This window comes from Enterococcus sp. AMC1157, from assembly GCF_058216555.1.
The window spans coordinates 173,043-186,864 of record NZ_CM177099.1 but is presented as its reverse complement, the minus strand read 5'-3'; the positions used below and the strand labels follow the sequence as shown (position 1 = coordinate 186,864).

Annotated in this window: 13 protein-coding genes; all 13 read right to left on the bottom strand. The window is 31.5% G+C overall.

All coding sequences use genetic code 11. The features are described 5' to 3' along the window. Positions 1–55: 55 nt before the first annotated feature. The 13 genes from AC4BBX_RS00955 to AC4BBX_RS00895 all read right to left on the bottom strand — a co-directional run bounded on the left by AC4BBX_RS00955 (position 56) and on the right by AC4BBX_RS00895 (position 13,806). On the bottom strand, positions 56–1,021 hold the full coding sequence (locus tag AC4BBX_RS00955; protein ID WP_490454615.1) for an NAD-dependent epimerase/dehydratase family protein: 966 nt from the start codon (positions 1,019–1,021) through the stop codon (positions 56–58). Position 1,022: 1 nt separating this feature from the next. Beyond that, positions 1,023–4,484 carry a CDP-glycerol glycerophosphotransferase family protein gene (locus AC4BBX_RS00950; RefSeq protein ID WP_490454614.1) on the bottom strand — a complete coding sequence of 1,154 codons (3,462 nt, stop codon included), beginning with the start codon at positions 4,482–4,484 and terminating at the stop codon, positions 1,023–1,025. A gap of 35 nt (positions 4,485–4,519) precedes the next feature. Next, positions 4,520–5,266, bottom strand: coding sequence for a WecB/TagA/CpsF family glycosyltransferase (locus AC4BBX_RS00945; RefSeq protein WP_490454613.1), 747 nt, complete (start codon positions 5,264–5,266; stop codon positions 4,520–4,522). Further along, positions 5,256–6,416, bottom strand: a complete 1,161-nt coding sequence (locus tag AC4BBX_RS00940; RefSeq protein WP_490454612.1) for a CDP-glycerol glycerophosphotransferase family protein — start codon at positions 6,414–6,416, stop codon at positions 5,256–5,258. Before AC4BBX_RS00940 ends, AC4BBX_RS00945 begins: the two co-directional genes overlap by 11 nt. 178 nt (positions 6,417–6,594) lie before the next feature. After that, positions 6,595–6,747 carry a serine hydrolase gene (locus tag AC4BBX_RS00935; RefSeq protein ID WP_490454611.1) on the bottom strand — a complete coding sequence of 51 codons (153 nt, stop codon included), beginning with the start codon at positions 6,745–6,747 and terminating at the stop codon, positions 6,595–6,597. Positions 6,748–6,765: 18 nt separating this feature from the next. Further along, entirely contained in the window at positions 6,766–7,014 is a 249-nt protein-coding gene (locus AC4BBX_RS00930; protein ID WP_490454610.1) for a hypothetical protein, read from the bottom strand. Further along, positions 6,995–7,387, bottom strand: coding sequence for a serine hydrolase (locus tag AC4BBX_RS00925; RefSeq protein WP_490454609.1), 393 nt, complete (start codon positions 7,385–7,387; stop codon positions 6,995–6,997). The genes AC4BBX_RS00930 and AC4BBX_RS00925 overlap by 20 nt, the downstream gene beginning before the upstream one ends. A 351-nt stretch (positions 7,388–7,738) precedes the next feature. Continuing rightward, a complete protein-coding gene (locus AC4BBX_RS00920) occupies positions 7,739–8,134 on the bottom strand; it encodes a hypothetical protein (protein ID WP_490454608.1) in 396 nt (131 codons plus the stop codon). A 139-nt stretch (positions 8,135–8,273) separates the two neighbouring features. Then, positions 8,274–8,576: a hypothetical protein gene (locus tag AC4BBX_RS00915; RefSeq protein WP_490454607.1), complete on the bottom strand. Its 303-nt coding sequence runs from the start codon at positions 8,574–8,576 to the stop codon at positions 8,274–8,276. A 391-nt stretch (positions 8,577–8,967) separates the two neighbouring features. Further along, positions 8,968–10,740: a GH25 family lysozyme gene (locus tag AC4BBX_RS00910; protein WP_490454606.1), complete on the bottom strand. Its 1,773-nt coding sequence runs from the start codon at positions 10,738–10,740 to the stop codon at positions 8,968–8,970. A 165-nt stretch (positions 10,741–10,905) separates the two neighbouring features. Continuing rightward, positions 10,906–11,133, bottom strand: a complete 228-nt coding sequence (locus AC4BBX_RS00905; RefSeq protein WP_490454605.1) for a hypothetical protein — start codon at positions 11,131–11,133, stop codon at positions 10,906–10,908. Positions 11,134–11,276: 143 nt separating this feature from the next. Then, positions 11,277–12,575: an asparagine--tRNA ligase gene (asnS, locus tag AC4BBX_RS00900; RefSeq protein ID WP_490454604.1), complete on the bottom strand. Its 1,299-nt coding sequence runs from the start codon at positions 12,573–12,575 to the stop codon at positions 11,277–11,279. A gap of 40 nt (positions 12,576–12,615) precedes the next feature. Then, positions 12,616–13,806, bottom strand: a complete 1,191-nt coding sequence (locus AC4BBX_RS00895) for a pyridoxal phosphate-dependent aminotransferase (protein ID WP_490454603.1) — start codon at positions 13,804–13,806, stop codon at positions 12,616–12,618. Positions 13,807–13,822 lie beyond the last annotated feature (16 nt).

Genomic DNA, 13,822 nt, shown 5'->3' with positions numbered 1-13,822 from the left:
TTGCTATTATAATATTCAAAGTTCTTCTTTACAAATAAAGAGAAAAGGTTTTGCATTAGTCATGCAAAACCTTTCCTTTATTTATTTCATAATTAAAGTATTTTTCAATTCCTCTATGAAGACTATATTCAGGATTAAAACCTAATTTTTTGAGTTTAGAAATATCTGCATAGGAATCTTTAATATCCCCTACTCTAGTCTCCAAATATTTTATAGGAAGCGTTTTTTTAGAAACTTCTTCAAACAAACCTATAATTTCTTTAAGAGAAGTATTAACTCCCGTACCTACATTATACACTTCTCCTAGTGATTCTTCTTTTTCAGAAACTAACAGTAACGCTTGAATAACATCTTCGATAAAAATAAAATCGCGAGATTGGCTTCCATCACCAAACAGATAAAATTCTGTTGATTCATTTTGTAATATTTTTTTAAAATTATCAGTTATTATCGATAGCACTCCCGAATAGACTGAGCTCGGATTTTGATTCATTCCATATACATTGAAGAATCGTACTGCAGTAGTTGGAACTTGATATAAATTATTATAAGCAAGTACATATTTTTCAGCTGCGAATTTGTCAATAGCATAAGGTGTCAATGGCCTAATAATCGATTCTTCTTTCTTAGGTAATGTCTCTTCATCACCATAAACAGCTGCAGAAGAAGAAAAAACTATTCTTTTCAATTGATATTGGTATTTTTTACATAATTCTAAAAAATTTAATACACTGTCAAAATTGACATTGTGTGTGTACATAGGTCTTTTTACAGAATCTGCCACGCTGGCAATAGCTGCTAGAAAAAATATATAGTCAAATTGTTCATCTACCAAAACTTTTTCCATTAGTTCCTTATCACAAACATCTCCATGTATAAAAGTAATATTATTTATTTTTAAATTTTCTTTATTTCCCATAGAGAGGTCATCAATAACAGTAACATTATGATCTCTATTTACAAGGTAGTTTGCTAAAGATGAACCAATAAACCCTGCTCCACCCGTAATTAAATAATTCATACTATTTTACATCTCCTTTTATTCCATCATAAAACATTTGGATTGCCACACTATTATATTTATGGGCATTAAAATCAGCTGGAGCCAACTTTTTAGAATACGCTTCTTCTAACATTTTGGCTATTCCTTCAACACTATTATCTTCAGCTAATAATCCATGTTTTCCATTTTGAAGCACATACTGTGTCGCAGGTATATTTGTTGCCACAACAGGTACTCCAACAGCCATAGCTTCTAGTAACACCATTGGTTGCCCTTCATATGCAGAAGTTAAAGCTAACAATTGACACTGTCTCAATATTTCATAAGGATTCTCTTGATGGCCTAATAGAAAGACTGCATTCGTTAAATCTAGCTTCTCCACTAATTCTATCAATTCATTTTTAAGAATACCATCTCCCAATAAATAAAGATTCGAATTTTTGTGTTTTTTATTGAATCTATGAAACGCCTCTATCAATTCTTTTTGCTGTTTTTCTGGAGAAAGTCGTCCTATACAAATAATATTAAATGAAGAATCATTAAATTCTACTATATTACCATTAATATCTCTTTGATCTAGGTCTCGGATACTTCCTACTTTGTTAGAATCAACATAAAAGTGATCCGCTGTTTCTAAAAGGTCATTTTTTAAAGTTGTTACACGAGAGATAATTGAATACTCTTTTTTTAGAGCTGGAGTATAATCTGATAAAGAAATAGAATTAAATAATTTATTTTCGTTCAATTTTATATTGCCTCTAAAAACTTCAGTAAACAGAATCTCATCTTCTTTTAATTCTTCTACATTTCGTTCATTTACCCAACCAATATATTCTTTAGAACTCCAAATTCTATAATACCATCCATCAGTGGTCAAAACTTTCATTGTAAACTTAAATTTTTTATTAATAAAATTCTCCAGCTCAGATACTGTTTTTTTATTTTGTATTGTCTTGTTCCAACTATCTTTAGTTGGAATTGATTTAAGAACAACCCCTCCGCGTTCTAGTACCGTTTCCAGTATTCTATTATCAAAAGTTTCTTTTTTATATCTATTACTATATTTATTTTTTAACTTACGAATTGTTATATAGTCTTTAACTATTGAAATTGCCGAAGAATTTACCCATCCAAGATTTATATTATCTCTTTTAATATGATAAAAAAGTTTTCCATCTTCAGTTTCAACAATTTTATCAATATTCACTAGTAAGTATTGATAATCTTTAATTTTACTGACCATTCTTGCAGTATTATTTATAGGCAAATCTATCCACAAATATCTATTACTATTTCTTTTTACATATCCAAACTGACTAACATTTTCTTCTTTTATAATCTGAGGATATTTTCGCTCAAATTCATCAGATTTAACCCATCCACAGAAAATATCATCAACTAGAATTTTGTACCTTAGTTCTCCTTCAAAAGATTTAGAAACAATTGCTCTAATTTTTTCTCCCTTAAAAATCATTTGTTTCGAATTTAAGCTATCCCAAAAGTGATATAAATCATATGTTGTATCTGTTGGTGTTAATGCTATATCAATTTCTTCAAATTCAAGTACCTTCGGAGAATACGAGATAGTTTTATTAAACAATTTATCCATATCTAATGTATTTAAAGAGAAGCCAATCTTTTCTTTAGTAATCCAGTTCTTCAAATTATTTTGATTAACTTCTGCCATCATTGGAGAAACTGCTAGTAACCTATCAAATTTGGAATAATTAATAAATAATGCAGATAGTGTTTTTTCATGGACTTTTACCCCATTTACTACTTTCTCTTTATCTGCCATCATATCACTATGAAGAAAACATATTTTACGTTTGGCTACTGATCCGATAATATATTTTGCCCAATAAAAACTATAACCACTAAAATCAATGGCTATATCAAAATTTCTGTTGGAAAAAACTCGCTTTGCTTCTCTTTCAATACCTTTCCATGGAATTGGTAAATCAGAATTTTTAATGCAATCTTTATTAAACTTATTTAATTTTTTTTGCTCAGATTTCAAGAGTATTGCATATCCTGGTTTGTATACAAACCTAACTTCTTTAGGAATCGATAGTATATTTTTTATAGATTCTTGAGTCCTAGGAAAGCCAGTGAAACAAGTTACATCATATTTAGTATAATCCATATTTTTAAGCAAGTTTATCATACTAGAGGTTATTCCATTATTTTTCATACCTCCAGTATAAAATAATAGTTTTATTTTATTTTGATTATAACAAGTAACAATTTCTCCTTTTTCGGGCTCCTTTTGTTGAAAAATATATTCAACAAGACGTTTCGTTGAGTTACCATCTTCATAAGGGAGAAATGAATTTTTAGCCTCAATATATTTTTTTGAATATTCAAGTTGCATATTTTTTAAGTTTTTAATTTGAATAAGAACTTCCACAATTGTATTAAGAACAGGACCAGGTAAATCTTCTTCTGATATATATAAGCCTCGATTATTTTCATATAATTCTTTATCCCAGCAATAAAAGATAATAGGTCTATTGGTTTGTAAAAAATCAAAGAAAATACTTGAATAGTCTGTTATAAGTAAATCAACAGCACTCATCAACTCATTTGGATCAAAATAGTCAGGAACTAGATATGCTTTTAGTTCCTCATATTTACTCGCTTCTCTATAAATAAACGGATGTACCTTAATAAGTACATTGTACTCTTCCGATATACCTTCTCTTAAAAAATTTGACTCTGCAATAATTTGTTCGATTTGACTAACAACAGGATGGTGTACATTTGTCCCTTTCCATGTGGGGCAATATAAAATCACCTTTTTATCTGTATCGATGGTTATTCCCTGAAAAACCAATTCTTTGAAAACCTGCTCTCGATTTATATTTAATGTTAGATCAATTCTTGGGTAACCACTTTCTAATATTCTACCTTCATATGCATCTTGTAATTTAAAACTATTGGTAAACATTTTTGTAGTGTGATTATTAGGACTAACCAAAATGTCCGTGAAGAGAAAATTCCGAATAACATTCTGAAGTCCAGCTGGGTTCCCAGTTTCAATATCATATCCCATTTTTTTTAAAGGTATACCATGCCACGTATTAATTACAACCTGTTCATTTTTTGGTATGAAAAATGATTGGAAAGTAGAGTTATTAATTAAATACTTCGCTGTTGTTAAGTAATACAGATACTGTTGAGAATTCCGTTCAACAAAAAACACATTCGAATTATTCTTATACTTATCAATAATTTTATCCCAATCAGAGACATTTCCATCATAAATCCAAATATGTTTTAAATTTTCCCCTATTTCATCTTTTAGTAAATATTTAAATATTGCCAATGGTGAATCAGTCATACTTTTACCATCACGACACTCATATAAAACAAGATTATCTTCTATTTGACTGTTCTCGTAAATCTCCGCAAAAGATGTTGCTAAATCCATTTCAATATTGGCTTTTTTTTTAAGTGATAACAAACTTGATAACTTCATAAACTCATCTCCAAAAATATTAAACTTTCTTTTATTCAATCAAAATTTCTTTTTTTAAGATTTTTTTTATACCAAATTAAACTTTTAATAAAAAATATAGGTAACTGTGTAATTCTGTACATTCTTTTTCGATCCATTAATGAACGATATAGCCATTCTAAATGCAGGGTAATAAAAATTTTGGGTGCTCTTTTTACATGACCACTCAATACGTCAAAACTTCCGCCCACATCTTGTAGAACATTAGCTGTTAGTTTTGCAGAATTTCTACTTAACCATTGCTCTTGTAAAGGAAATCCCATTGCAACAAATAAAAAATCTGTATCTGCCTGATTGATTTTTTTTGTAATTTTTTCATCCGAAATATTTACATACCCATCTAGACTTCCAGCAATAATTAAATTGGGATACTTTTTTTTGACATTTTTTAAAGTATCAAGCAATACTTTCGGCTGAGCTCCATAAAAAAAACACTTTTTCTTATGCTTATCAGCATATTCTAAAAATTTCACCATTAGATCAAAGCCTGCAACTCTTTCCTTAATTTTGCCATTAGTAAATTTTGATACCATAACAATACCAATACCATCAGGAATTCGATGTGTACTTTGTTTAATATATTTAATAATTTCTGGATATTTATGTGCTTCTAATACAATTTGAGGATTAATACTAGTTACCCTCATTTGAGTATCAGACTCAAAATATCTATTTAAATCATTTATGATGTCTACATAGCTAATCGCATCAACTGGAATTCCCATAATTTTTTCAGGCCACATTTTTTTGTTTCACCCATTCTATTAACTGTTTTTGAGATGAACCGTTCACATATTCATTCCACAATTGATTAAACTCATTAAAATTGCAATAAAGCGTCTTATTATTTATCTCATCTATCAACTCATTTTGTGTTCTAACAATTTTGCCAGGTGCCCAAAATTCAAAATCTTCCTCAAGCCCGACACTCTCTTGATAAAATTCAAAATCATAACAATAAAAAATCATTTTTCCTTTTGGTTTGACTAATGAATATTCAAAAGGTACTGATGAGTAATCGGTGATTAGACAGTCAACATTAGGAAGTAACTCCTGTAAACTCATTCCTCGAAAGTCACTAATTACTTCGTTTACATCACCTAATGTTTTTTTTAAATTAGTGTCATGTGGGTGTGGCTTAATGAATAGTGTCCATTCGTTTTGAACTTCTTTTTTTAGTTGTTTAAAATCAATCGGATTTTGTATATTATTTTCTCTATAGGTGGGCACATAAAGTAACACCTTTTTGGTATCGGGAAATAATTCTTGAAACTTTTTTTTAGTAGCTTCAATCCACATTTGATTAAAATATAAATCTGTCAAAGGATAGCCGAAAGGCAGTTCATCTACATGTTGTTGATAATTTTTTGCAAATATTTCTTTCATTTTGTTAGAGCTAACAACATATTTTGTAAATTTTTGATATACACCTGTGTATCTTTGTTTATTTAATCCACCAACATTTTTAGCATAATTTGCTTCTAGTCCAAATTTTTTTATAGCACCATTGGCATGCCATAATTGAATCACTTCAGTTATGCCATCAAATTTAATACCTGCTAAAAAAACAAAATAATTATCACACAGAACGACTCTACTAAATTGTATTATCGGAACTATTTTTTTACATAATACATACAAATTTTTTAAAGGATAAACATTACATCCTTTTTTTTGATAGTCAATAGCTAACTGTTTTGCATTACTAGTATAACAAATTACTAACCTATCACCAAATTCAGTGTAGAGACTCTCAAGTATATACTCACTGGTGGATGGAAAACTAAGTAGAAATATAATATTATTATGTTTATGTGAGATTTTTCTTTTATTCATACTTTTAATCAAAAGAATATACAATGTTTTAAAATATAAAATGATCTTGTCTGTCAAAAAATCTCCCCCCCTCTTAACCCTTTCCTATTTTACATGAAACATATACAAAATCAAAACAAAGTTACGCTTTCTTATTATTTTGAAATGTTTGTAACAAAAAAGTTATATGGGGATTTTTGTCTTGCCCATATAACTTTTTATTTTATTATCATATTTTTAAGAATTGATAGAAATTTTATTTCAAAATATCATAGACCTGTTTAGATAACTGTGAAATTGCTTCGTATTCCACATGCTGTGTCATAACCACAATAACATATGGGTGATCAGCATATACAATTGCTGCATCATGAGCATAACATTTTAAATCACCAATTTTATGCGCCACTTTTACATTATTAGGAATTTATTTAGGAATACGTTGATTATCATAATTCGTATTTGATAAGTCATTTACTAATTTTCCATCTTGATTATAGATAGCTTCCATTAATAAGGCATTATCTTTTGCAGAAACTCTAAAAGGTGTTGTCCAACTTTTTCCAATAATCTCATTAATTTCCTTTTTCATTGCTGCATCATAGCTATTTGCACCATAATAAGCTAAGAAATTTGTTCCTTGATTATCTGAATACTTAGCAGTCCAATTCATCATAGTATTTAAAGAGTACTGTGTTCCAAAGCGTTTCCCATTCCTGCTCCTCCACGCATATATGCACGCGGGATATTATTAATTGCATCGTATAGGTATATAATCTATCACTATCTCTATTACCATCTAGTATCATTTTTTGTATATAATACAACGCTGGCAGTTTGCCTGTACTTGCAGCAGTAAAGGAGGTACTTCCATTTTTTTGAGCTATAGACCCATCCACCAAGCTCATAACATAGATTCCATAATTCGAAGATCTATAACTTTGATCAAGTAATTTTTGTACTTGATCCGTTTTTTCTTTTACAATAGGTTTATCCTTCGTTCCAGTCTGATTGATGTAACCAATCCATTTACCATTGTTATCGTACAAAGAAAGATATCGGTCACCGTTAGAATGTTCATAATAACCTCTCGCCTCTAACTCTTGGTTATGATATTTAGAAGAATGACCTCGTTTTCTCCAAGCAAAATCTTGCCAAATATCATAATTTTTTGACTTTATTTTTACATATTTGCCATAGCTTTGGTATATTCCACATCTATTATTAGCTAATTTAGTTCCTGTTTCATTAATATAACCAACCCATACACCCGTTGTCGTATAAAGTGATAAGTAACGTGAACCATTAAAATGACCATAATATCCTCTGACTTGTAAGTAACTATTGTGATACTTAGACGAATGATTACGTTGTTTCCGACTAAAATTCTCCCAAATTTCTTAATTAGGTGATACGACAGTTACAAACTTTCCATAACTGTGATATGATCCACCTCGGCTATCTATGACATTCACATCACTAACATTTACATAGCCTATTTCATTTTGTTTATTGTTGATTAGTAAATAAAAAGTGACATATTTTGAATCAATCACCTCTTCTTTGATTTGCAAGGTTTGTCCAATTAATCCAGTATTATTACCGTCTTTTCTTGTTTCTTTATCCTCTAGTTTCCACAAAGGTACACTCGATTTTATTGTAACGTATTTTCCAACATTTTCACTGCTATCAATCAAAGTGGTAGCAAAAGTGCTCAATTGGACTGCTTGTCGTGGCTCTGCGTCAATATAGTTAGAAGACACGGAAAATGCGCCTACAATATCTGGTAAAACCATTTGATTAGTCCATTGCCATGCAGCATAACTGTATAATGTTGACTTTCTGAGACTTGATATGAATAAGCAGCGACCCATATTTTATTTTTCCAAGTTCATCCGAATTAATTAAGTCTTTTTTGATCCATTCACCACTTATTTAATGATTTACTTTTCCAAAGCCTAATTCGTTTAATCTAAACTCAAACGTTTTTGAGTTTGAAGTATGATCCTCTGCATCATTTAATTTTTCAATATCATTGATAAGTACCGTTGATCGAATACTTGGATATACAAAGTACTCATCAAAAAATTGGAGTTCAACTTTCTCATATTCTTCAAGTTCCTCATCGGCTTCTGTAGCTTCGGTAAAATCGATTGATTCATCCTGAGTTTGTTCTGTCTCTTCATACTCTTCAGTCTTTCCTATGCTTTCGGATTGCTCTGTAATTTCTTCTAGCATCAATTCACTTTCAATTATTTCACTAATGTTTGATTCGATAGAACTTTCATTTGTTGAAGAGATGCTATCTAAAGTCTCTAAAATAGTATCTTCTCGTTTTTTTTTGTAGCAAAAACTGACGCTGGAATTGACTCAACAAAAGAGTGATTGTTAAGCTTGTAATAATAAACTTGTTTTTCATCCTAACTTTTGTATTTAAAGATCCTTTTAGTTAATAAGACCAATCGGCTTCTTATACATTTATTTAATATATTTTATATTTATTCTTTAAACCTACTTAAAGCTCTCAAATAATGTGATAACAACTGAAACACATTATTTGAGAGCTTTTATTCTAGTGACACAACAGCTGTTCATTCAGGCATCAATAGCTGAGATATCGTTCAAATCATCATCTCAAAGTCGTTCCTCGTTCATTTATATATCCTAACCAGTTTCCTTTACTATCGTATAATGATAAGTACCGTCTTCCGTTAAAATGGTTATAGTACCCTTTTGCTAATAGTCTTTGTCCATAATAATTTGAAGAAATAGATTTTAATTTCCATGAAAAATTTTGCCATAACTCATAGTTACGTGAAGTAATTGTTACGTATCTATCATAGTTTTGATAAATACCTTGTCTACCATTCCCCAAACGTGTTCCATGCGCATTAATATATCCTAACCAATTTCCCTTATTATCGTACAGTGACAGATAACGTCTTCCATTAAAATGTTGATAGTATCCTCTTGCCTGTAAGGTTTGACCATAATAATTTGATGAATGATTTCTTATATTCCAAGAAAAACTTTGCCAAATTTCATAATTTGGTGAAGTGATTGTAACAAATTTACCATAACTCTGATATACACCATGTCTACCTGTTGACACTTTTGTAGCATTTGAATCTATATAACCTAACCATATACCTTGATTATTATATAAAGATAGGTAACGATTACCATTAGAATGTTGATAATAACCTCTTGCTTGCAACGTTTGTCCATGATAATTCGCTGAATGATCACGTTTTTCCCAAGAAAAATTTTGCCAAATTTCATAATTTGGAGAACTAATCGTGATGTACTTTCCATATGATTGATATGGACCAACTTTATTTTCAGTGATATTGTCATTAACTATCGGAGTAGAAGTATAATTCTTCGCATAATCTGCAGAAATATCAAATTCTCCGCTAATTCCCGGGAATGTCAATCGAGCAGACCATTGCCAAGCGCCATATTCTGTATATCTTGCTTCATTACTTAGTATATATGGATAGGCTGCAACCCAAACTTTTTTATTACCTAATGCAGCGGCATCGATTCTTTTTCCTGTGATCCAATATAAACCGATATAATGATTGACGTTTTTAAACCCTCGTTCATTCAAACGTTTCTCAAATTCTAAAGAATTACTTGTATGATTTTTATTATCGGCAATTTGTGGTTCTTCAATGTCATTGACCATGACAGTATCTATGGGTAATCCCAATTCTTCTGCCATATTTGCAAAATAGTCAGCTTCTTTTCTAGCACTCTCTTTATCAGTAAACCAGCTATAATGATATACAGATACTTTTAATCCAGCTGCTATTGCATTTTTCACTTGATCTTTTGCATAAGGATTTTTATAAGTGGTATACTCGGTTAATTTAACAACTACACCTTCAACACCATAAGATTTGATGGTTTTATAGTTATCTACAGTAAGATTCCCATTATGAGAAGAAACATCGATAAAACTTTTCTGTGGAACATTTGTATCTGTCGCTTTTACAGAAGGAGTCGTAGCAACTGTAGCAAAAGTTTGGAAGCCTACTGACAAATCCGAACGTTGACTAGGATAAGCAAGTGCTTCATTCATAGGTGATAAATCATCAAATTCTTCAAGATATTCTGTATCAATGGTTTCTTCAGCGATTGGACTCTCTGTTTCCTCTTCAATAACTTCCAAAGTTTCTTCGGTCTCTTCAATGACGGTTTCACTAGTTTCAATCGGAAGTTCAGTTAATTCATCATCTTCTTCATAAGATTCAAAATAAGTACTTTCTAAGGTTTCCTTGATTACATCTATTTCACTTTCACTACTACTTGTCACCGTTTCTCCAAAAATCGTTATCGGAAAGCTACCTAATAATAGCGTAAACATCATACCAACATAAAAAACTTTTCTTTTCATTATCCCCATCCTAACTTTTATACTCAATTAATCAATTATATTCAGTTAATTTTTGAGTAGTTTAGTCCTATTATATAAAAATAGCATTATCCGCTAGTGATTACAACCTAATAGAAAAAAGAAAGCCTTAGAAAATTTCTTTTCTAATAGCTCTCTCTTATCTGTTTAACTAAAGAAACATCGTCCATCTAAATGATGTTTCACATCTAATTCTTCTACCTCGACTAAGCGATCCTCTTTTACCTTATCTTGATCGCACCTGTCATAACTCTCTATTTCAAATAAAATTGCTGCTCCACGAACACTAAGAACCTTGCCGACAAACCTACGATGGAAGTTTCTAGGTTGCACTTCAAACCGTTCCCCTACTTTAAAATCCTCCATTTGAATCATGATAACTCCCCCTTAAAGATCGTTTAATAATCATGCTTAATTAATAGATGTCACACTATATACATAACACGTATTTCGAAAACATACAAGTCATTTGAGCAAAAAAAGCAATCTTTTCATTTAAAAAAGATTGCTTTTAACTATTATGGATAAATACGATTTAATAAACGAGGGAACGGGCTTGCTTCACGAACGTGTTCGATACCTGATAACCAAGTAACTGTACGTTCTAAACCTAAACCAAATCCAGAATGTGGCACAGAACCATATTTACGTAAATCTAAATACCATGAATACTCTTCAGGATTTAAACCATGTGCTTTTACTTCTTCTAATAGATCAGCATAATCGACATTACGCTCAGATCCACCGATGATTTCTCCATATCCTTCTGGTGCAATCATATCCGCACAAATTACCACATCTTCACGAGTAGGATGTTTTTTCATGTAGAAAGGTTTAATCGCTTTAGGATAATTTAAGATGAATACTGGTTGATCGTATGAATTTGCGATAAACGTTTCGTGTGGCGAACCAAAGTCATCGCCCCACTCAATGTCATCAATGCCATTTTTCTTCAATAATTCAATCGCATCGTCGTAAGAAATACGTGGATAAGGTAATTTTGTATATTTTTCTAATACTTCACGGTCACGACCTAATGTATCCAAAGCCATTTCGCAATTATCTAAAACATTTTGTACTAAGAAAGCCACATATTGTTCTTGAACTTCTAAACTTTCTTCTTGATGAACAAAAGCCATTTCAGGTTCAATCATCCAAAACTCGATTAAATGACGGCGTGTCTTAGATTTTTCAGCACGGAAAGTTGGACCGAATGAGAATACTTTACCAAAAGCCATCGCCGCAGCTTCCATATATAATTGACCTGATTGAGATAGGTATGCTTTTTGGTCAAAATAATTCGTTTCAAATAAGTCAGTTGTTCCTTCTGGTGCTGAACCAGTTAGAATTGGTGGATCAATTTTGATAAAATGACGGTCATTGAAAAATTCATACGTCGCACGAATAATTTCATTACGAATTTGCATCACTGCATGTTGTCTAGACGAACGCAACCATAAATGACGGTGATCCATCAAGAATTCAGTTCCATGCTCTTTAGGTGTAATTGGATAATCATGACTTTCAGCAATCACTTCAATCCCAGTTACGCCAATTTCGTAACCAAATTTAGAACGGCTGTCTTCACGAATTTCACCTGTTACCCAAATTGATGTTTCTTGAGTTAAGTTTTTTGCTTCTTGGAAAATTTCTTCTCCTACTTCATTTTTTACAACAATTCCTTGAAAGTTCGCTGAACCATCTCTTAATTGTAAAAATGCGATTTTCCCACTTGAACGCTTGTTAGCTACCCAAGCACCAATTTTGACTGTTTCGCCTACGTGATTTTTTGCATCAATAATTTGAATTTGTTCCACTTGTGTCTCTCCATTCTTTTTTACATACTATCAAAGTGTATTACTTTCTGCGTTTCTTTTCAACAAAAGCTTTGATTCGATTAACGGTTTCTTCTAAAGTTACCCAATCTGAAGCGTAACTCATTCGAATGTTTTCTTCTGCACCAAAACCAGCACCAGTAACTAGCGCTACATGAGCTTCTTTTAATAAGTCATCAGTAAACGCAGTTACATCTGTATAGCCACATAATTCCATTGTTCCTTTTACATTTGGAAATAGATAAAAGGCTCCTTGAGGTTTTGTTAATTTTACTCCCGGAATTTCTAATACTAAAGGATATAATTTATTTAATCGTTCTTCAAAAGCTTGGCGCATTTCTTCTACTGGAGATTGATTTCCTATTAATGCTTCAACCGCAGCATATTGACTGACAGCTGTCGGATTACTAGTCGCTTGTGAGGCGATATCTGTCATCGCTTTAATTAAGTCTTTATCTCCTACAGCAAACCCAATTCGCCAACCTGTCATAGAATAAGATTTTGAGACTCCATTAATAATCAACGTTTGTTTGCAAATCTCTTCAGAAATTGTCGCAATCGGTGTGAATTGATTGTCTCCATAAACTAAACGTCCATAAATATCATCTGCAATAATTAATAAATCATGTGTAACTGCCCATTCACCGATTTCTTTTAATTCCTCATACGTATAAATCATCCCAGTTGGATTAGAAGGAGAATTGATAATCACAGCTTTCGAATTTTCTGTACGTGCTGCTTCCAATTGCTCGACGGTCACTTTGAACTGATTTTCATCTTTGGCTTGTACAAAGACAGGTGTCCCATCTGCAAGTTTCACTTGTTCACCATAACTAACCCAATAAGGTGTAGGGATAATCACTTCATCACCTTCGTCTAAAAGAGCTTGAAATAAAGCATACAATGCAAATTTTGCTCCATCAGTGACCAAAGTTTGTGAAATATCATAAGTAAGTCCATAAAATTCCTTTATATAAGAAATAATTGCTTGGCGTAATTCAGGAATACCTGACGTTGGTGTATAAAAGCTTGCCTTTCCTGATTCAATCGCTTCGATTGCTGCTTTTTGAATGTGTTTTGGTGTTGGAAAGTCTGGTTCTCCCAAAGTCACACTTAAAACATCTACTCCCTGACTTTTAAGTTCTTTGGCTTTCGCTGATGCCATAAGAGTTACTGATGGTTCTAATGTTTCCATACGTTTCGATAATTTCATACCATTCACCCTTCCA

Coding starts and splice junctions, on each gene's coding strand:
- AC4BBX_RS00955 (WP_490454615.1), bottom strand. CDS start 1,021: ATGAATTATTTAATTACGGGTGGAGCAGGGTTTATTGGTTCATCTTTA.
- AC4BBX_RS00950 (WP_490454614.1), bottom strand. CDS start 4,484: ATGAAGTTATCAAGTTTGTTATCACTTAAAAAAAAAGCCAATATTGAA.
- AC4BBX_RS00945 (WP_490454613.1), bottom strand. CDS start 5,266: ATGTGGCCTGAAAAAATTATGGGAATTCCAGTTGATGCGATTAGCTAT.
- AC4BBX_RS00930 (WP_490454610.1), bottom strand. CDS start 7,014: ATGATGAATTGGACTGCTAAGTATTCAGATAATCAAGGAACAAATTTC.
- AC4BBX_RS00920 (WP_490454608.1), bottom strand. CDS start 8,134: ATGGTTTTACCAGATATTGTAGGCGCATTTTCCGTGTCTTCTAACTAT.
- AC4BBX_RS00915 (WP_490454607.1), bottom strand. CDS start 8,576: ATGCTAGAAGAAATTACAGAGCAATCCGAAAGCATAGGAAAGACTGAA.
- AC4BBX_RS00910 (WP_490454606.1), bottom strand. CDS start 10,740: ATGAAAAGAAAAGTTTTTTATGTTGGTATGATGTTTACGCTATTATTA.
- AC4BBX_RS00905 (WP_490454605.1), bottom strand. CDS start 11,133: ATGATTCAAATGGAGGATTTTAAAGTAGGGGAACGGTTTGAAGTGCAA.
- AC4BBX_RS00895 (WP_490454603.1), bottom strand. CDS start 13,806: ATGAAATTATCGAAACGTATGGAAACATTAGAACCATCAGTAACTCTT.